The sequence below is a fragment of the Litchfieldia alkalitelluris genome (genome assembly GCF_002019645.1).
GTDB classification, from domain to species: domain Bacteria; phylum Bacillota; class Bacilli; order Bacillales; family Bacillaceae_L; genus Litchfieldia; species Litchfieldia alkalitelluris.
Genome location: NZ_KV917374.1, coordinates 3318846 through 3340101, shown reverse-complemented (window position 1 = coordinate 3340101; position 21256 = coordinate 3318846). Strand labels below are relative to the sequence as shown.

Annotated in this window: 12 protein-coding genes and 3 rRNA genes; all 15 read left to right on the top strand. The window is 39.9% G+C overall.

From position 1 onward, the window contains the following. Positions 1-2 precede the first annotated feature (2 nt). The 15 genes from BK579_RS15555 to BK579_RS15485 all read left to right on the top strand — a co-directional run bounded on the left by BK579_RS15555 (position 3) and on the right by BK579_RS15485 (position 21066). Positions 3-899, top strand: a complete 897-nt coding sequence (locus tag BK579_RS15555; RefSeq protein WP_169891164.1) for a helix-turn-helix domain-containing protein — start codon at positions 3-5, stop codon at positions 897-899. A gap of 103 nt (positions 900-1002) precedes the next feature. Next, the gene (gene pgsA / locus BK579_RS15550) at positions 1003-1581 is read left to right on the top strand and encodes a CDP-diacylglycerol--glycerol-3-phosphate 3-phosphatidyltransferase (protein WP_078546995.1); all 579 of its coding nucleotides are present in this window, start codon (positions 1003-1005) and stop codon (positions 1579-1581) included. Positions 1582-1604: 23 nt separating this feature from the next. After that, on the top strand, positions 1605-2840 hold the full coding sequence (locus BK579_RS15545) for a competence/damage-inducible protein A (protein WP_078546993.1): 1236 nt from the start codon (positions 1605-1607) through the stop codon (positions 2838-2840). A 995-nt stretch (positions 2841-3835) separates the two neighbouring features. Next, entirely contained in the window at positions 3836-4876 is a 1041-nt protein-coding gene (gene recA / locus BK579_RS15540) for a recombinase RecA (RefSeq protein ID WP_078546991.1), read from the top strand. Between the two features lie 456 nt (positions 4877-5332). Next, a complete protein-coding gene (gene rny / locus BK579_RS15535; RefSeq protein WP_407936250.1) occupies positions 5333-6901 on the top strand; it encodes a ribonuclease Y in 1569 nt (522 codons plus the stop codon). 486 nt (positions 6902-7387) lie between these two features. Further along, on the top strand, positions 7388-8182 hold the full coding sequence (locus tag BK579_RS15530) for a TIGR00282 family metallophosphoesterase (protein WP_078546987.1): 795 nt from the start codon (positions 7388-7390) through the stop codon (positions 8180-8182). A 154-nt stretch (positions 8183-8336) separates the two neighbouring features. Further along, on the top strand, positions 8337-8597 hold the full coding sequence (gene spoVS / locus BK579_RS15525) for a stage V sporulation protein SpoVS (RefSeq protein ID WP_003211281.1): 261 nt from the start codon (positions 8337-8339) through the stop codon (positions 8595-8597). 650 nt (positions 8598-9247) lie between these two features. Beyond that, positions 9248-10987, top strand: a complete 1740-nt coding sequence (locus BK579_RS15520; RefSeq protein WP_078546985.1) for a 2-oxoacid:acceptor oxidoreductase subunit alpha — start codon at positions 9248-9250, stop codon at positions 10985-10987. Positions 10988-10989: 2 nt separating this feature from the next. Continuing rightward, positions 10990-11856 carry a 2-oxoacid:ferredoxin oxidoreductase subunit beta gene (locus BK579_RS15515; RefSeq protein ID WP_078546983.1) on the top strand — a complete coding sequence of 289 codons (867 nt, stop codon included), beginning with the start codon at positions 10990-10992 and terminating at the stop codon, positions 11854-11856. A gap of 388 nt (positions 11857-12244) precedes the next feature. Further along, complete coding sequence (miaB, locus tag BK579_RS15510) at positions 12245-13774, top strand: tRNA (N6-isopentenyl adenosine(37)-C2)-methylthiotransferase MiaB (RefSeq protein ID WP_078546981.1); 1530 nt, start codon at positions 12245-12247, stop codon at positions 13772-13774. Between the two features lies 1 nt (position 13775). After that, positions 13776-14207, top strand: coding sequence for a YlbF/YmcA family competence regulator (locus BK579_RS15505; RefSeq protein ID WP_078546979.1), 432 nt, complete (start codon positions 13776-13778; stop codon positions 14205-14207). A 635-nt stretch (positions 14208-14842) separates the two neighbouring features. After that, positions 14843-16412, top strand: a 16S ribosomal RNA gene (locus BK579_RS15500). A 176-nt stretch (positions 16413-16588) separates the two neighbouring features. Further along, positions 16589-19543 (top strand): 23S ribosomal RNA (locus tag BK579_RS15495). A 55-nt stretch (positions 19544-19598) separates the two neighbouring features. After that, positions 19599-19714: ribosomal RNA gene (gene rrf / locus BK579_RS15490) — 5S ribosomal RNA — on the top strand. The 16S, 23S and 5S rRNA genes sit together here, the layout of an rRNA operon. An 806-nt stretch (positions 19715-20520) precedes the next feature. Beyond that, a complete protein-coding gene (locus BK579_RS15485) occupies positions 20521-21066 on the top strand; it encodes an outer spore coat protein CotE (RefSeq protein WP_078546977.1) in 546 nt (181 codons plus the stop codon). Positions 21067-21256: the final 190 nt, after the last annotated feature.

The window sequence follows — 21256 nt, the reverse complement described above, 5'->3', positions numbered from 1 at the left end:
GTTTGACAGATCTAGGGAAGCGTCTAAAAGAACGAAGAGAAGAGAAAAAGCTCAGTCTAGACGATTTACAACGAATTACTAAAATACAAAAACGGTATTTGGTTGGAATTGAAGAGGGTAATTATTCAGCTATGCCCGGGAAGTTTTACGTTCGTGCTTTTATTAAGCAGTATGCTGAAGCAGTAGGCCTTAATCATGAAGAACTTTTTGAAGAATTTTCAAATGAGATACCAAGTACTCCTCCTGAACAACTTCCTGAGCAACTTTCTAGGGTTCGGAGCAAGCGCCAAATATCTACTCGAGGATCAAAGATTTTAGATATGGTTCCAGTATTATTATTAGCTGTGTTTATTCTAGGAAGTTTATTCACAATTTGGTGGTGGTTGCAAAAGAGTGATATTACTAATAATGATTCAGATCCTACTGTAGAAGAAAGAGAAAATTCACAATATCAAGAAACCACAGAGATACCGGACGAACCAGTAGACGAGCAAGAAAGTAATAACGATATTGAAGAAGAAACACCTGCTGTAGAAAAGGAAGAGGAAGTGGAAGAGGCTCCTAGCTTTGAACTTAACCTCACAGAAACCTCAGGGAATACTAGCACATTTGATCTTGAAAATACATCGGAATTTACAGTTGATATAGCTGTTAGTGATGGTGGGGAAACATGGTTAGATATAACCAACCAAAAAGGTAACCAGTTTGCTTATGAAATGATGCGAGATGGTGCAACAAAAACCTTTGATTTTAAGGATGAATCTCAAATTATCTTTAATGTAGGTAACACGATAGATACAAAAATCTTGATTAATGGTGAGGAATTTGAATACCCGATTAATCCAAGTGAGATAGTAAAACAATTTATTATCATTAATTTTAGTCCAGAAGAAGAATAGAAATGGAAAAAAGTCATGTTATTTAATGGCTTTTTTTCGTGTATAAGTGTATTATCACATATAGAAACATATTAGAGACAAGTTTTTAGCGGGGGTCATACGATTGAACTTACCAAATAAAATTACAGTTGCAAGAATTTTTTTAATCCCAGTTTTTATCATAGTTATGCTGGACTTATTTTCTTTAGGAAATGTGAAAATTGGAACCATGACAATTCCAATCGCACATCTTATTGGAGCGGGTATTTTTATATTTGCTTCGGCTACAGATTGGGTGGATGGTTATATAGCTCGTAAACATAACCTAGTAACAAATCTCGGGAAATTCTTAGATCCTTTAGCAGACAAACTTCTTGTATCTGCGGCCTTGATCATGCTAGTTGAACTTGGCTTAGCACCTGCATGGATGGTTATTATTATTATTACAAGAGAATTTGCTGTAACTGGGTTAAGATTGCTTATTGCTGAACGAGGAGAAGTTTCGGCTGCGAAAATGCTCGGGAAGATTAAAATGTGGGCCCAAGTGGTCGCTATTTCAGCGTTACTTCTTCATAATTTTCCTTTTGAATATTTATCAATCCCATTTGACATTATTGCTCTTTGGGTAGCTGTTATCTTCACAGTGGTATCTGGCTGGGATTATTTTGCGAAAAACAAGGATGTTTTTAGCGGACCAAAATAAGTATATAGATCGAGGGGATTCATATGAATGCTGAAATCATTGCTGTTGGGTCAGAGTTATTGCTCGGCCAAATTGTTAATAGTAATGCTCAATTTCTTTCAAAGCAGCTTGCTGAGATTGGGGTAAACGTATATTATCACACAGTTGTAGGTGATAACCCACATCGACTTACTGAGGTTATTAAGGTTGCCCAGAGTAGATCAAATTTAATTGTCTTTACAGGTGGACTTGGTCCAACAAAGGATGATTTAACGAAAGAAACAATCGCTAAACTTCTTAACCGAAAGCTAGTGAGTGACTCATACGCACTAGAAAGTATTGAGCAATATTTTGCTCGAGTCAATCGTATGATGACTGAAAATAACAAAAAACAAGCATTAGTACTCGAAGGCTCTACCATCTTACAGAATGACCATGGGATGGCCCCAGGAATGGCTTTGGAAATTGAAGAAATCACCTATATGTTATTTCCTGGTCCACCAAAGGAACTAAATCCAATGTTTCTTTCTTATGGGAAGAGCTTTCTTTTGAACCAACTAGGATTTGTAGAACAGATTGAATCTCGTGTACTACGATTCTTTGGGATTGGGGAGTCGCAGCTAGAAACAGATCTTGTGGATTTAATTGACCAGCAAACAAATCCTACTATTGCACCTTTGGCCGCAGATGGTGAGGTTACCTTGAGACTGACGGCAAAACATCAGTCATCTGAGCAATCTAAAAAACTTCTAGATGATATAGAAGCAAAAATCACTGAACGTGTCGGACCATATCTATATGGTTATGGGAACTCGTCTCTTGTTGTTGAAGCAATATCAAAACTGAAAGAGAATGATTTAAAAGTTGCAAGTGCAGAAAGTTTAACAGGTGGTTTATTTTCGGAGATGCTTACGAATGAAGCTGGAGCATCTAAAGTGTTCAGTGGTACAGTTGTTTGTTATTCAAACGAAGTAAAAAGAAATGTGTTGCAAGTAAACCAAGACATTTTGTTAAAAGAAGGCTCTGTAAGTGAATCTTGTGCAAAAGCCCTAGCAGAAAACGTACAGCGATTAATGGGGGCAGACATTGGAATTAGCTTTACAGGTGTGGCGGGACCTGAGGAGCTAGAAGGTAAGTCTGTTGGCACTGTATATATTGGATTGGCTATTAAAAATAAACCGACTAAAGTTATTTCCTTAAAATTGGCAGGTACCAGGTCGGGAATAAGGACGAGAGCTGTAAAGTATGGCTTTTTTCAAATTTTAAAGGAATTAGGATAGGAGAAATAAAGAAAAAGACAGTTGAATCCTTCTGTCTTTTTCTTTATGGAAGCTTTATTCAAATTTTTATAGCTGTGTGCAAAGTAGACACTCATACTAATTTTATTCGCACCATGGAGAATGAAAAATGTCTACCATAGTGTGGAATGAGCGGAGAGCCAGATGACTCCTGCGGGATCTAGCGGTCACGTGAGACCCCGCAGGAGCCAAAAACGACGAGGAGGCTCACAGATCGCTCCGCGGAAAGCAAGTGGATCGCAGCGAATGCAACTCACTAACCTAGTTATTTTCAGGGTAGACATCTATGCTAATTAAAATTAGTATCATGGAGGATGAAAAATTATACTTAGCTTGGTGTCTAGCTTCAGGCGCTATCGGCTCGGGGTCATAAGTCAATCCGGCAAGAAGGTTAAAAAGCAACCTTCTAGCCGACTCGTCTTATGCCTGTCGCCGATGAACGAGCGCCTTCAGCATTTCTTTTTTCAGGGTAGACATCTATGCTAATTAAAATTAGTATCATGGAGTATGAAAAATTATACTTAGCTTAGTGTCTAGCTTCAGGCGCTATCGGCTTCTGCATTTCTTTTTTCAGGCATCCATGCTAATTTTGATTAGCACCATAGAGGATGAAAAAGTATTAGTTATCTGTACTTAGCTTAGTGTCTAGCTCCAGGCGCCATCGGCTCGAGGTCATAAGTCAGTCGCTTCGGAAGGCAGAAAGCGCCTTCTGTCAGCGCCTGCCTTATGCTTGTCGCCGATAAGCGGGCGCCTTCCGCTTTTCTTTTTTCAGGGTAGACAAAAAAATCAAGTAATCTTAAAAAAAGAATATTAGATAGAAACAACACTATGAAAATTGAATTTTTATTGATAATAAATGAACTATTACCAATAAATTGCGTCTCAAAAAACGAATAAACGTTCGATTTTTTGCTTGGCAAATGAGACAAAACGAGGTATAGTATTAATAGTTTCAAAGAAAAAAGGAGGAAGTTTAAGTGAGTGATCGTCAAGCCGCCTTAGAAATGGCTTTAAAACAAATAGAAAAACAATTTGGTAAAGGTTCAATTATGAAACTTGGAGAACAAACTGACCGTAAAATTTCTACATCTCCAAGTGGATCATTAGCTCTAGATGTTTGTCTTGGAGTAGGTGGGTATCCGAGAGGACGTATCGTTGAAATCTATGGACCTGAGAGTTCTGGTAAAACAACTGTTGCACTTCATGCAATCGCTGAAGTACAACAAAATGGTGGACAAGCAGCATTTATTGATGCTGAGCACGCACTTGACCCAGTCTATGCACAAAAGCTTGGAGTAAATATTGATGAATTACTTCTATCTCAACCTGATACTGGTGAACAAGCATTAGAAATTGCTGAAGCTTTAGTTCGAAGTGGTGCGGTTGACATACTTGTAATTGACTCAGTTGCAGCATTAGTTCCAAAAGCGGAAATCGAAGGCGAGATGGGTGATTCCCACGTAGGATTACAAGCTCGTTTAATGTCACAAGCGCTTCGTAAATTATCAGGTGCGATTAACAAGTCTAAAACAATCGCAATTTTCATCAACCAAATTCGTGAAAAAGTTGGTGTTATGTTCGGAAATCCTGAGACAACTCCCGGTGGTCGTGCCTTAAAGTTCTATTCGTCTGTTCGTTTAGAAGTCCGTCGTGCAGAGCAATTAAAACAAGGCAATGATATTGTGGGGAATAAAACCAAAATTAAGGTTGTGAAAAATAAGGTAGCACCTCCTTTTAAAGTTGCCGAGGTGGATATCATGTACGGAGAAGGTATTTCTAGAGAAGGTGAAACCATCGATATGGGTTCAGATTTAGATATCGTTCAAAAAAGTGGTTCATGGTACTCCTACAATGAGGAACGATTAGGACAAGGCCGTGAAAATGCGAAGCAATTTTTAAAAGAAAACCCTAGCATAAGAAAAGAAATACAAGAAAAAATTCGTAGGCATTACGGTTTGGATCAGGATATTGCTGAGCCTGTAGATGAAGGGCAAGATGAGTTGAATTTATTAGATTAATAACTAGGAATTAGAAAGAGACACTTTGCTGTCTCTTTTTTTAGAACGTAATTTTTCTTTTTATATACTATTAAATGTTTTGCTAAAATAATGAGCGTAATCGACAAACAAAATTTCTAGCTGTTTTAGTTAAAAAATAGTAGTTATAATGGGGATAGAGAAAGAAATTTCCAAATTAATGTAACAGTAGATGTGACAGGCCTTGACAATAAATTTTCTCACATTTACAATTAGTATGTATATTTTACATTTTGTTAGAATTAAAACGTGAAAAGAAATCTCGGTAGTTATTCTCCCTAATAAAAAGGTAGTACCGAAAACCATTGCTATTTAGAAAAAAGAAATTATTTCTAAATGGCTGAACAAGCCTTTGTGCTGTATGTTGAAACTAATGTAACAATGTACATGCCGACATTTTGATCTAGCAAGAAAAAGTTCATAGCAAGAGGAGGTGAAATGATGGATACCATTATTATAGGAATCATCTCCGCTTTGCTTGGCCTGATCGTCGGTGCAGTTGTTGGCTTTTTTGTTCGTAAATCCATTGCAGAAACAAAAATTGCTGGGGCGAAGGGTGCCGCAGAACAAATTATTGATGATGCTAATCGTGAAGCTGACTCTTTGAAAAAAGAAGCCTTATTAGAAGCAAAGGACGAAATTCACAAATTTCGTACAGAGGCAGAACGAGACATTCGTGATAGAAGAAACGAACTTCAAAAACAAGAAAATCGTTTAATGCAAAAAGAAGAGAATCTCGATCGTAAAGATGAATCTCTGGACAAACGTGAAACTATGTTAGAAAAGAGAGAGAATTCTCTAACTGAAAGACAACAGCATATTGAAGAGATGGAAAGCAAAGTGGAAGAAATGGTACGCAAGCAACAGGCTGAACTCGAACGAATTTCTAGCCTTACTCGCGAACAAGCAAAACAAATCATTATTGAGCGTGTAGAAAATGAACTTGCTCATGATGTTGCGTATTTGGTTAAAGATGCTGAGAGTCGCGCAAAGGAAGAAGCTGATAAAAAGGCTAAAGAAATACTTTCACTTGCCATTCAAAGATGTGCGGCTGATCATGTGGCCGAAACAACAGTTTCCGTTGTTAACCTACCTAATGATGAGATGAAAGGTCGAATTATTGGAAGAGAAGGTCGAAATATTCGAACACTCGAAACGTTAACAGGTATCGACTTAATTATTGATGATACACCAGAAGCTGTCATTCTCTCAGGATTTGATCCAATAAGACGTGAAACAGCAAGGATTGCACTAGATAAGCTTGTGCAAGATGGACGTATCCATCCTGCCCGAATTGAAGAAATGGTTGAAAAATCAAGACGAGAAGTTGATGAGTATATTCGTGAGATTGGTGAACAGACAACGTTTGAAGTTGGTGTGCATGGTCTCCATCCAGACCTTATTAAGATCCTAGGTCGCTTGAAGTTTAGAACGAGTTATGGGCAAAACGTATTAAAACATTCATCAGAGGTTGCTTTCTTAGCTGGTTTAATGGCTGCTGAGTTAGGCGAAGATGTTACTTTAGCTCGAAGAGCTGGTCTTCTCCATGATATAGGAAAAGCTATTGACCATGAAGTAGAAGGAAGTCATGTGGAAATTGGTGTTGAATTAGCAACAAAATATAAGGAACATCCTGTTGTAATTAACAGTATTGCTTCACATCATGGAGATTCTGAACCGACTTCAATTATCGCGGTATTAGTTGCAGCTGCAGATGCACTATCTGCTGCTAGACCTGGTGCGCGAAGTGAAACGTTAGAAAATTATATCCGACGTTTAGAAAAACTTGAAGAAATCTCAGAGTCGTATGAAGGTGTTGAGAAATCCTTTGCAATCCAAGCTGGTCGTGAAGTGAGAATATTAGTTAAACCTGATGCAATAGATGATCTAGAAGCTCACCGTTTAGCACGTGATATAAGAAAGCGTATCGAGGAAGAGCTGGATTATCCAGGGCACATAAAGGTAACCGTTATTCGTGAAACGAGAGCTGTTGAATATGCAAAATAAAGTGGTCTTTTGACCACTTTATTTTATTTCTATCTGTTATAATCCTTAGATTTACACTCCCCACTTCATTTCCTTTCACTTGTACCATTTGTGTAAAATTGCCTATTCCTATAAAATGTGTAAAACTAAACTATAATCGCTGTTGTTTATCACGCTTATGAAGTTCAATAGTCCCATTAAATTATGATAGTATAGCTTTCATCGAATAAATTTTTTTGTTCTAAAGATTCATTTCCTTTTAGGGTAGACCCCAATGCTAATAAAATTCGCATCATGGAGTATGAAAATAGAATACTCACTCAGTGTGGAATGGCAACGAGGTGGCTCCCGGACCACCCCTCGGAAAGCAAGTGAACTAGAGCGAATTGAATTGTGAGACAAAGTATTTTCAGGCTAGAAAATAAAGATTTGCACCATGGAGTATGGAACTCGTTAACCTAAGGATTTTTTAGGTAGAAGTATTATAACGATAAAGGAGTTTATTTAATGAGAATTCTATTTATTGGTGATGTAGTTGGATCACCTGGGAGAGATATGATAAAAGAATATCTACCGAAACTAAAATCGAAGTATCGCCCTCATATGACTATTATTAACGGTGAAAATGCTGCTAGTGGAAAGGGTATTAACGAAAAAATATATAGACAATTTTTAGAATTAGGAGCACAAGTTGTTACTTTAGGCAACCATACTTGGGATAAGAAAGAAATTTTTGAATTTATTGACGATGCTAAATTTATGGTTAGACCTGCGAATTTCCCTGAAGAAACACCTGGCCAAGGAATGGTTTTTTGCAAGGTAAATGGACAAGAAGTGGCAGTAATTAATTTACAAGGCAGGACATTCTTACCGCCAATTGATTGTCCCTTTAAGGTTGCAGATAATTTAATAGAACAAGCAAAAAAGAGAACATCTATTATATTTGTTGACTTCCATGCTGAAGCCACTAGTGAAAAACAAGCAATGGGATGGTATCTAGATGGAAGAGTATCAGCTGTAGTAGGAACACATACACATGTTCAAACAGCAGATCAACGAATTTTAGATAACGGTACTGCTTTTATTACTGATGTTGGCATGACAGGGCCTTATGATGGGATTCTAGGGGTAAGTAGAGAAGCTGTATTGAAAAGGTTTATAACCACACTTCCAGTTCGATTTGACGTTGTTGAGGGACGTACACAGTTAAACGGTGTGATAATTGATATTGATCAAAAAAATGGTCATGCGACAGCTATAAATCGAATATTAATTAATGATGATCATCCATTTTTTGATTAGGAATATATGATTTTGAATTTTTTGAAAAATATTTAGAACAAGCAGGAATACAGCCAGCAACTAGTGAATATAGTATGAGTGGAATCATTAATCCTTTTAATGTTCTGGTAATCTACTCACTATATTCTGTAAAAATACAAGGAGGAAATTAGGAATGGAAATATTAAAAGTTTCAGCAAAATCTAATCCTAACTCTGTAGCTGGTGCACTTGCTGGTGTGTTACGCGAAAGAGGAGCCGCAGAAATTCAAGCAATTGGCGCGGGGGCATTGAATCAAGCGGTAAAAGCAGTAGCAATTGCAAGAGGGTTCGTAGCACCGAGTGGCGTCGACCTAATTTGTATCCCTGCATTTACTGATATTTTAATTGACGGTGAAGAAAGAACAGCTATTAAGCTAATTGTTGAACCTCGATAAAGATGTTTAGTTATTTAATAAAGCGTAAGACTAAAATCATATTATTAAATACCTTTTTGTCAAAACAGGACAAACAGGTATTTTTTTTGTGAAAAATTAAATATCAATCCAAGAAATTGCAAGCTCGAGACTCTTTTGACTCAACCCTAGGAAGAATAAAAAATTGTTTTGTTCACTACATCCAGAATCTTGGATAGTCCAATCGACGTCAAGGGATAGAAGGTGTTAGTACATTCAATAAAAACGAGTACATTCACATTCATAGGGAATTACTTAACCATTCTAAATTTAGAGTAATCCCTTTTATGCAACATAAGCTATGTAGTTGAAATGTTCAAGAATCAATAACAAAATATTATAATAGATAAAGGAAATGCAAATAGATAAAAAAATATTCATATAATTGACATAAAATACTGTATAAGGGTTGCTTTTTTTTGCTGTTAGGTCTAGAATTGAAAGCGTTTAGTACATCTCTAACAAATCTATAATACTTCAAAAAATAAGGAATTAATGCTAAATGGTGTATAACCAAAGTATACAGACCATTTTACTCAGATTAATTTCTAGTGATTTAGTTGGAAAAGTGCTACACTTATAATTGTAAAAAACATTACGATACAATGAACGATTCCAAAGGGGTGTAAGACATGATCAATCAACTTTCATGGAAAGTTGGAGGACAACAAGGGGAAGGAATTGAAAGTACAGGAGAGATATTTTCTATAGCTCTTAATCGCTTAGGCTACTATTTATATGGTTATCGCCATTTTTCATCACGTATTAAAGGCGGACATACAAATAATAAAATTCGAGTAAGTACAACACAGGTACGCTCAATTTCTGATGATCTTGATATTTTAGTAGCATTTGATCAAGAGACTATTGATGTAAACTTTCACGAATTACGTAGCGGAGGCGTTGTTATAGCTGATGCGAAATTCAACCCTACAATTCCAGACGACTCGAAAGCGACCTTGTATGCGGTTCCATTTACAGAAATTGCTAGTGAATTAGGAACTTCTTTAATGAAAAACATGGTTGCGGTTGGTGCTTCCAGCGCATTGTTAGACCTAGATATTAATGTATACTTAGAAGTTGTTCAAGAGATCTTCGGGCGGAAGGGACAACAAATTGTTGAAAAGAACATGGAAGCTATCAAAGCAGGAGCTGAATATTTAAAAGAGCAGCTTGGTGATTCGATTAAAACGATGCAGCTTGAAAAAGCAGACGGAAAAAAACGTATGTTTATGATTGGTAATGATGCAATAGCAATGGGCGCTCTAGCTGGAGGAGCAAGATTTATGCCAGCTTATCCTATTACGCCTGCATCTGAAATAATGGAATATCTAATTAAAAAATTACCGGAATACGGTGGAACAGTTATCCAAACAGAAGATGAAATTGCAGCTTGTACAATGGCAATCGGAGGTAACTATGCTGGGGTTAGAACACTAACTGCTTCAGCTGGACCGGGTTTATCATTAATGATGGAAGCAATTGGTCTTTCTGGTATCACTGAAACTCCGCTTGTTATTGTTGACACACAACGTGGTGGTCCAAGTACTGGGTTACCAACAAAACAAGAACAATCAGATTTAATGGCTATGATTTATGGTACTCATGGTGAGATACCAAAAGTAGTAATGGCTCCAAGTACTGTACAAGAAGCGTTTTATGATTCTGTAGAAGCATTTAACATTGCGGAAGAATACCAATGTCCTGTAATATTATTAACTGACCTACAGCTTTCATTAGGAAAGCAAACGGTCGAACCACTTGATTTTAGTAAGGTTGAAATTCGAAGAGGTAAGCTTGATTTGAATCCAGAATTACCAGACAATCCGAACAAAGATTATTTTAAGCGTTTTGAAGTAACTGAAGATGGCGTTTCTCCACGTATCGTACCAGGAACTAAAAATGGAATTTATCATGTGACAGGTGTTGAGCATGATGAATCAGGGAAACCATCTGAAAGTGCAACAAATAGAAATGCGCAAATGGATAAGCGTTTACGTAAACTTGATAATATTAAATTTGATACGCCAGTTCATAAAAATGCTCCACATGAAGAAGCTGATGTATTGATTGTTGGCTTTAACTCAACCCGCGGTACGATTGAGGAAGCGATGGTAAGACTTGAGAAGGACGGCATTAAAGCGAACCACGCTCATGTTCGTTTATTACATCCATTTCCATCAAAAGAACTTTTACCGCTTATGAAGTCTTCTAAAAAGGTCGTTGTTGTTGAAAACAATGCAACTGGTCAGCTCGCTAACATTATGAAGATGAATGTAGGACACGCTGAAAAGATTACAAACGTCTTAAAATATGACGGTAATCCATTCCTACCTCATGAAATTCACACAAAGTGTAAGGAGTTGTTCTAATCATGGCAACATTTAAAGACTTTCGAAATAATGTAAAACCTAACTGGTGCCCTGGTTGTGGTGATTTCTCTGTCCAAGCTGCTATTCAACGTGCAGCTGCAAATGTTGGATTAGAGCCTGATAACCTAGCAGTAGTTTCTGGAATTGGTTGTTCTGGACGTATTTCTGGGTATATCAATTCTTATGGTTTCCACGGGATTCACGGTAGATCATTACCAATCGCACAAGGTGTAAAAATGGCGAACAAAGATCTTACTGTTATTGCATCAGGTGGAGATGGTGACGGATTTGCGATAGGTATGGGTCATACAGTTCATGCGATTAGACGTAATATCGATATTACTTATATTGTTATGGATAACCAAATCTATGGCTTAACAAAAGGACAAACCTCACCTAGAAGTGATGTTGGCTTTAAAACAAAGAGTACACCTCAAGGTTCAATTGAATCTTCACTTTCTGTTATGGAAATGGCTTTAACTGCGGGTGCTACATTTGTTGCTCAAAGTTTCTCAACAGATTTAAAAGATTTAACTGCTTTAATTGAAGCTGGGATTAATCATAAAGGATTTTCTTTAATCAATGTATTCAGTCCATGTGTTACTTATAATAAAGTAAACACATACGATTGGTTTAAGGAAAATCTGACAAAACTAAGTGATATTGAAAACTATGATCCAAATAATCGAATGCAAGCAATGCAAACATTAATGGAACATAATGGCCTTGTTACTGGATTAATTTATCAAAATAAAGAGCAAAAATCATACCAAGAACTTGTTTATGGATACAGTGAAACACCACTAGTTCATGCTGATCTTGAATTAACAGAAGAGAAGTTTAATAAACTAGTAGCTGAATTCATGTAATACTTTAAAAACCCTAATTAAGTTTTAGACTTAATCAGGGTTTTTGCTTTTTTAAAAATGATTTACATAAACTGTTGTTAATCCTGAAATGGGGATGTAACTAGATTGTTTGATACTAGTTATTTTCTCTAGGAAGCTTCAACTCAATCGAGAGAAGAACAAAAGTGCCTTTTTAGTAATTACATAATCAAATTATATGACGTGTGATAATAATCACATGACTGAAAATGGGCTTCCGCTTTTCTATTTACTATGTTTTTGAACAATGTTAAAATAAATTGTTCTTAATGATTTAAGGATTAAAGAATGTGATGAATGTTATTGTTTAATTTAATGATAGATTATATACTAGCAATTGGTTTCGTTTTAACAGAAAGGAGTTTTTGACATGAATGAAAAACAACGCTTAGAAGCTGCACAAATTAATCCAGCGGACAAAAAATCCGAAAAGGATTATAGTCAATACTTTCAAGCTGTATATCAAGCCCCTTCATTAAAAGATGCAAAAAAACGTGGAAAAGAAGATATATCTATTCACCGTGATTTCAACATCCCTGAAGAACTAAGTGGCCTTGGTAAAGGTAGGAAATTTCTTATAAGAACATATGGTTGTCAAATGAACGAGCATGATACAGAAGTTATGGCTGGTATTCTGATGGAAATGGGGTATGAGGCGACTACTGAAACAGAAGATGCTGATATTATTCTTTTAAATACCTGTGCGATAAGAGAGAACGCTGAAAACAAGGTTTTTGGTGAAATCGGTCATCTAAAGCCGTTGAAATTAAGAAATCCTAATCTACTAATAGGTGTTTGTGGATGTATGTCACAAGAAGAATCTGTTGTGAATAGAATTCTACAAAAACATCCATTTATTGACATGATCTTTGGTACACATAACATCCATCGTATTCCACAAATCGTAAAAGAAGCGATGTTCAGTAAGGAAATGGTGATTGAAGTTTGGTCCAAAGAGGGAGATATTATCGAGAATCTTCCACGTGTACGTAAAGGGAGTATTAAAGGCTGGGTAAATATAATGTACGGCTGTGATAAATTCTGTACTTATTGCATTGTTCCGTACACAAGAGGAAAAGAGAGAAGCAGACGTCCAGAAGACATTATCCAAGAAGTTAGACATTTAGCCGCAAACGGATACCAAGAAATTACATTACTTGGTCAAAATGTCAACGCTTATGGAAAAGACTTTTCTGATATTAAATACGGTTTAGGAGATTTAATGGACGAGCTTCGTAAAATTGATATTCCTAGAATTCGCTTTACAACAAGTCACCCTAGAGATTTTGATGATCATCTGGTTGAAGTGCTGGCTAAAGGTGGAAATCTTATGGAACATATCCATTTACCAGTACAGTCAGGTAGTTCTGAAGTTCTTAAATTAATGGCACGTAAATATTCTCGAGAGCAATATCTAGAGCTTGTTAAGAAAATGAAAGCGAAGATCCCTAACGCTTCGTTCACAACTGACATTATTGTAGGTTTTCCAAATGAAACAGATGAGCAGTTCGAAGAGACGCTTTCATTATATCGCGAAGTGGAATATGATACTGCATACACATTTATTTACTCTCCACGCGAAGGTACGCCGGCTGCAAAGATGGAAGATAATATTCCAATGGAAGTTAAAAAGGAACGTTTACAGCGTTTGAATGCCCTTGTAAATGAAATCTCTGCAAAGAAAAATCTTGCTTATCAAGATCAAATTGTTGAGGTTTTAGTAGAGGGTGAAAGTAAAAAGAATCCTGATATTCTTGCAGGATATACAAGTAAAAATAAACTTGTTAATTTTAAAGGTCCAAAATCAGCAATTGGAAAAATTGTAAAGGTAAAAGTTATACAGGCTAAAACATGGACATTAGATGGAGAAATGATCGAAGAAGCGGTTGAGGTGAATTAAAATGACAATGTATTCAAAACAAGAAATAGTTGAACGAGCAAAAGAATTAGCAAAAATGATTGCTGAAACAGAAGAAGTGGATTTCTTTAAACGTGCTGAAGCACAAATTAACGAAAATAAAAAAATAAAAGAAATGGTAGCGAGTATTAAAAGTCTCCAAAAACAGGCAGTTAATTTTCAACATTACGGGAAAACAGAAGCATTAAAGAAAGTAGAAGAGAAAATTGATGCAATTCAAGCTGAGTTAGATGGTATTCCAATCGTAGAGGAATTTAAGAATTCTCAAATTGAGGTAAATGATTTATTACAATTGGTTGCAAACACAATTTCTAATCGAGTAACTGACGAGATCATCCAGTCAACAGGTGGAGATGTTCTTCGTGGAGAAACGGGATCTAAAACGAAAAGTGCAAGTGGGAGTAGCTGTCATTAATTATGAAGGATGATCTATATAGATAGATCATCCTTTTTTTATAAATGTAAGAAAGAAATTGGACTTTGTGAAGATTGTCATGAAGTCACCAGAATCTCCCCCGTTGGAATAGCGTTTTTGTATAACCCCCGTTCTTCTGATGTGGGTGAAGAGTTGGAGTAACTTGCAGCGTGAACACACTACATGAAGTCCGTCTTTTTTGGTGATTTTTAAAATAATGAAATAAAATAATGTTTACCTCAACTTTATATGGGTAATTAATAATATAAGGCGAAATTCTTCTATATATAAATAGTGTAAATATAAAAAAACATTACCATTAACTACCTGTTGATAGAGTATTGATACGATGGTAATATAGATCAAGTGATCTCTTCTGAAAGAAGAAAAGTTCAATTGAAATAATCGCTTCGCAGAAGTTGACATCCCGATTTTAAAATGATATACTAATTTTTGTCGCTAATTACTTTAACTCTTGTAAAAAAAGATGTTGACTTAGCTAGTTGATAATGATATATTCATAAAGTTGCTTTAACAAGCGCAAGCGAATAAAAGTTCTTTGAAAACTGAACACAATAAACAAGCGTCAACGTTTAATCTAGTTTTAAATTTTTATTTGAGCAATCAAATATCTCTTATTGGAGAGTTTGATCCTGGCTCAGGATGAACGCTGGCGGCGGGCCTAATACATGCAAGTCGAGCGGATTAAAGGAAGCTTGCTTCCTTTAATTAGCGGCGGACGGGTGAGTAACACGTGGGCAACCTGCCTGTAAGACTGGGATAACTTCGGGAAACCGGTGCTAATACCGGATAATATAAAGAACCTCATGGTTCTCTATTAAAAGATGGTTTCGGCTATCCCTTACAGATGGGCCCGCGGCGCATTAGCTAGTTGGTGAGGTAACGGCTCACCAAGGCAACGATGCGTAGCCGACCTGAGAGGGTGATCGGCCACACTGGGACTGAGACACGGCCCAGACTCCTACGGGAGGCAGCAGTAGGGAATCTTCCGCAATGGACGAAAGTCTGACGGAGCAACGCCGCGTGAACGATGAAGGCCTTCGGGTCGTAAAGTTCTGTTGTTAAGGAAGAACAAGTACGAGAGTAACTGCTCGTACCTTGACGGTACTTAACCAGAAAGCCACGGCTAACTACGTGCCAGCAGCCGCGGTAATACGTAGGTGGCAAGCGTTATCCGGAATTATTGGGCGTAAAGCGCTCGCAGGCGGTCTTTTAAGTCTGATGTGAAAGCCCCCGGCTCAACCGGGGAGGGTCATTGGAAACTGGGAGACTTGAGTGCAGAAGAGGAGAGTGGAATTCCACGTGTAGCGGTGAAATGCGTAGAGATGTGGAGGAACACCAGTGGCGAAGGCGACTCTCTGGTCTGTAACTGACGCTGAGGAGCGAAAGCGTGGGGAGCGAACAGGATTAGATACCCTGGTAGTCCACGCCGTAAACGATGAGTGCTAAGTGTTAGGGGGTTTCCGCCCCTTAGTGCTGCAGCTAACGCCTTAAGCACTCCGCCTGGGGAGTACGGTCGCAAGACTGAAACTCAAAGGCATTGACGGGGGCCCGCACAAGCGGTGGCGCATGTGGTTTAATTCGAAGCAACGCGAAGAACCTTACCAGGTCTTGACATCCCTATGACCGCTCTAGAGATAGAGTTTTCCCTTTTAGGGACAAAGGTGACAGGTGGTGCATGGTTGTCGTCAGCTCGTGTCGTGAGATGTTGGGTTAAGTCCCGCAACGAGCGCAACCCTTGATCTTAGGTGCCAGCATTCAGTTGGGCGCTCTAAGGTGACTGCCGGTGACAAACCGGCGGAAGGTGGGGATGACGTCAAATCATCATGCCCCTTATGACCTGGGCTACACACGTGCTACAATGGATGGTACAAAGGGCAGCAAAACCGCGAGGTTAAGCGAATCCCATAAAACCATTCTCAGTTCGGATTGCAGGCTGCAACTCGCCTGCATGAAGCTGGAATCGCTAGTAATCGCGGATCAGCATGCCGCGGTGAATACGTTCCCGGGCCTTGTACACACCGCCCGTCACACCACGAGAGTTTGTAACACCCGAAGTCGGTGGGGTAACCTAAGATGAAACTTGTTTCATCTAGGAGCCAGCCGCCTAAGGTGGGACAGATGATTGGGGTGAAGTCGTAACAAGGTAGCCGTATCGGCAGGTGCGGCTGGATCACCTCCTTTCTAAGGAAACTGAATCTCTTATGAGATCCATAAAAAGACGCTTGATTTATTGTGGTCAGTTTTGAGAGTGCTTTTCTCTCAAAGTTTGTTCCTTGAAAACTAGATAACGTAACAAGACATTCATTAAGAATTAAAACCAAAGTAATAAACTGTAAAGTTTTTACGACTTTAACTTAGGTTAAGTTAGTAAGGGCGCACGGTGGATGCCTTGGCACTAGGAGCCGATGCAGGACGGGACTAACACCGATATGCTTCGGGGAGCTGTAAGTAAGCTTTGATCCGAAGATTTCCGAATGGGGAAACCCACTGCTCGTAATGGAGTAGTATCTCTACCTGAATTCATAGGGTAGTTGAAGGTAAACCCGGGGAACTGAAACATCTAAGTACCCGGAGGAAGAGAAAGCAAACGCGATTTCCTGAGTAGCGGCGAGCGAAACGGAAAATAGCCCAAACCAAGAGGCTTGCCTCTTGGGGTTGTAGGACACTCTGTACGGAGTTACAAAAGAACGAGGAAGATGAAGTGATCTGGAAAGAGCAGCCACAGAAGGTAACAGCCCTGTAGTCGAAACTTCGTTCTCGCTAGAGTGGATCCTGAGTACGGCGGGGCACGAGAAATCCCGTCGGAAGCAGGGAGGACCATCTCCCAAGGCTAAATACTCCCTAGTGACCGATAGTGAACCAGTACCGTGAAGGAAAGGTGAAAAGCACCCCGGAAGGGGAGTGAAAGAGATCCTGAAACCGTGTGCCTACAAGTAGTCAGAGCCCTATGATTTTTCCTTCGGAAAATATCCGGGTGATGGCGCGCCTTCTGTAGAATGAACCGGCGAGTTACGATCACGTGCAAGGTTAAGTTGATAAGACGGAGCCGCAGCGAAAGCGAGTCTTAAGTAGGGCGCATGAGTACGTGGTTGTAGACCCGAAACCAGGTGATCTACCCATGTCCAGGGTGAAGTTCAGGTAACACTGAATGGAGGCCCGAACCCACGCACGTTGAAAAGTGCGGGGATGAGGTGTGGGTAGCGGAGAAATTCCAATCGAACTTGGAGATAGCTGGTTCTCTCCGAAATAGCTTTAGGGTTAGCCTTGAACATGAGAGTCTTGGAGGTAGAGCACTGATGGGACTAGGGGCCCCCAACGGGTTACGGGAGTCAGTCAAACTCCGAATGCCGAAGACTTATATTCAGGAGTCAGACTGCGAGTGATAAGATCCGTAGTCAAGAGGGAAACAGCCCAGACCACCAGCTAAGGTCCCAAAGTATACGTTAAGTGGAAAAGGATGTGGAGTTGCCCAGACAACCAGGATGTTGGCTTAGAAGCAGCCACCATTTAAAGAGTGCGTAATAGCTCACTGGTCGAGTGACTCTGCGCCGAAAATGTACCGGGGCTAAACGTATCACCGAAGCTGTGGATTGTTCTTTTAGAACAATGGTAGGAGAGCGTTCTAAGTGCAGTGAAGTCAGACCGGAAGGACTGGTGGAGCGCTTAGAAGTGAGAATGCCGGTATGAGTAGCGAAAGAGGGGTGAGAATCCCCTCCACCGTATGCCTAAGGTTTCCTGCGGAAGGCTCGTCCGCTCAGGGTAAGTCGGGACCTAAGCCGAGGCCGAAAGGCGTAGGCGATGGACAACAGGTTGAAATTCCTGTACCACCTCCTCACCGTTTGAGCAATGGGGGGAGGGAGAAGGAGAGGGGAAGCGCGCTGTTGGATATGCGCGTCCAAGCAGTAAGGCTGATTCGTAGGCAAATCCGCGAATCATTAAGGCTGAGCTGTGATGGCGAGGGAAATAAAGTACCGAAGTTCCTGATTTCACACTGCCAAGAAAAGCCTCTAGCGAGGTGAGAGGTGCCCGTACCGCAAACCGACCCAGGTAGGCGAGGAGAGAATCCTAAGGTGTTCGAGAGAACTCTCGTTAAGGAACTCGGCAAAATGACCCCGTAACGTCGGGAGAAGGGGTGCTTATTAGGGTGAATAGCCCTGATAAGCCGCAGTGAATAGGCCCAGGCGACTGTTTAGCAAAGACACAGGTCTCTGCGAAGCCGCAAGGCGAAGTATAGGGGCTGACACCTGCCCGGTGCTGGAAGGTTAAGAGGAGAGGTTATCGCAAGAGAAGCTTTGAATCGAAGCCCCAGTAAACGGCGGCCGTAACTATAACGGTCCTAAGGTAGCGAAATTCCTTGTCGGGTAAGTTCCGACCCGCACGAAAGGTGTAACGATCTGGGCACTGTCTCAACGAGAGACTCGGTGAGATTATAGTACCTGTGAAGATGCAGGTTACCCGCGACAGGACGGAAAGACCCCGTGGAGCTTTACTGTAGCCTGATATTGAATTTTGGTACAGCTTGTACAGGATAGGTAGGAGCCTTAGAAGCCGGCGCGCCAGCTTCGGTGGAGGCGTCGGCGGGATACTACCCTGGCTGTATTGAAATTCTAACCCACATGCCTAAATCGGCATGGGAGACAGTGTCAGGTGGGCAGTTTGACTGGGGCGGTCGCCTCCTAAAATGGAACGGAGGCGCCCAAAGGTTCCCTCAGAATGGTTGGAAATCATTCGTAGAGTGGAAAGGCACAAGGGAGCTTGACTGCGAGACCTACAAGTCGAGCAGGGACGAAAGTCGGGCTTAGGGATCCGGTGGTTCCGCATGGAAGGGCCATCGCTCAACGGATAAAAGCTACCCCGGGGATAACAGGCTTATCTCCCCCAAGAGTCCACATCGACGGGGAGGTTTGGCACCTCGATGTCGGCTCATCGCATCCTGGGGCTGTAGTCGGTCCCAAGGGTTGGGCTGTTCGCCCATTAAAGCGGTACGCGAGCTGGGTTCAGAACGTCGTGAGACAGTTCGGTCCCTATCCGTCGTGGGCGTAGGAAAGTTGAGAGGAGCTGTCCTTAGTACGAGAGGACCGGGATGGACACACCGCTGGCGTACCAGTTGTTCTGCCAAGGGCATCGCTGGGTAGCTATGTGTGGACGGGATAAGTGCTGAAAGCATCTAAGCATGAAGCCTCCCTCAAGATGAGATTTCCCATAGCACAAGCTAGTAAGATCCCTCGAAGATGACGAGGTTGATAGGTCAGAGGTGGAAGCGCGGTGACGTGTGTAGCTGACTGATACTAATCGATCGAGGACTTAACCAAATAATTAATGAATGTCTGAGCGTTATCTAGTTTTGAAGGTACGAACCTTCATAAGTCTAGTGATGATGGCGAAGAGGTCACACCCGTTCCCATACCGAACACGGAAGTTAAGCTCTTCAGCGCCGATGGTAGTTGGGGGACTCCCCCTGTGAGAGTAGGACGTCGCTAGGCATTTAGGAAAGATCCATTCATTGAATGGGTCTTTTTTTCGTATTTAAAACCGTAAGGTTTATACTAGAATAATGAGTACGATTAGAAAAGGAATACAAAGTACAAGTGAAAATATGGTCGGGTTTCGAGGAACGAGGAGATCAAGGAAGCAAGCGAGTGAAAAGCGGAGGCTATGATATTCCCGAGCGTTTGAGTAAGTGCAGTTTGACGCAGAGATACCGAAGGTCACCGGAAGCTGGCCTACCGAAATACGCAAGTTAAGCTCGTGCGCCGATGGTAGTTGGGGGATTCCCTCTGTGAGAGTAGGACGTCGCTAGGCATTTATGTTGTCCTTAAATCTGAAGGTTCATACTAGAATAAATACTAATAGAAAAAGGAATAGTGGGGCTAGGAATAAGTAGAGCAAGGAAACAAGCGAGTATAAAGCTCTCTTTTAGGTTTGAAAGCGGTATGAAAAATGTAAAGAAATGGTGGCTGGCTGGCTGCAAATAAACTGTGTGTACATCACTTAATTAGTAATTATTTAATAATTCTTATGAAAAAAGGTACATATCTGGGCACACCCGCATACAATGAACTATATGGTCTCATTCAACATACAAACAAAGTATACGAATGAGAAAAAGTTCATTCATCATATTAATCTTTTGTAGTTATAGTGAATGTAGTTATTTCATTTGTTGTATTTGGGACGTATGTTCCAGTGGTAATGAAAAAAGTTGTGATAAAGTTAAAAATTTATTATCACACTAGTCATTTGCCCCGCATAGGATGAAATGAAGATTGATAGAGGAGGGTTTGCACGTATGTCTGAATACAGAGAGATTATTACGAAGGCTGTCGTAGGAAAAGGGCGTAAATTTACACAATCAACTCATACTATTTCCCCGTCACACAGACCAACAAGTATTTTAGGTTGCTGGATTATTAACCATCAATATGATGCAAAGAAATGTGACAACACTGTCGAGGTAAATGGTCGTTATGATATCAATGTTTGGTATTCCTATAATGATAATACAAAGACAGAAGTTGTGACAGAAACAGTTACTTACACAGATGTTATCAAACTAAAATATAAAGATGATAACTTCCTAGGTGACGACTTTGATGTAATTGCGGGTGTTCTTCAACAGCCCAATTGCTTAGAAGCAACAATTTCCCCAAATGGAAATAAAGTTGTTGTTCAAGTAGAAAGAGAATTTCTTGCAGAAGTTGTGGGAGAAACAAAAGTATGTGTAGCTGTTAACCCAGATGGCTGTGAGGACGAAGATTGGGATTGCGATGATGTTGATGACGAAGAATTTGAAGATTTAAATCCAGATTTCCTTGTTGGTGATTTGGAAGAATAGTATAATAGCTGACCCTATACACGTTACATGTGTGTAAGGTCAGTTTTTTTATGTTGTTTTAGAATAAATATCTTATAAATGCTTGGTGTTGTTTTATTCGCCATTTCTCGGGAAGTAATCCCAAAAGCTGCTTCGAAGATGAACTCAAAGATTTTCTTAGGCCTATATCCGGTAGGTGGACATCCTGAAT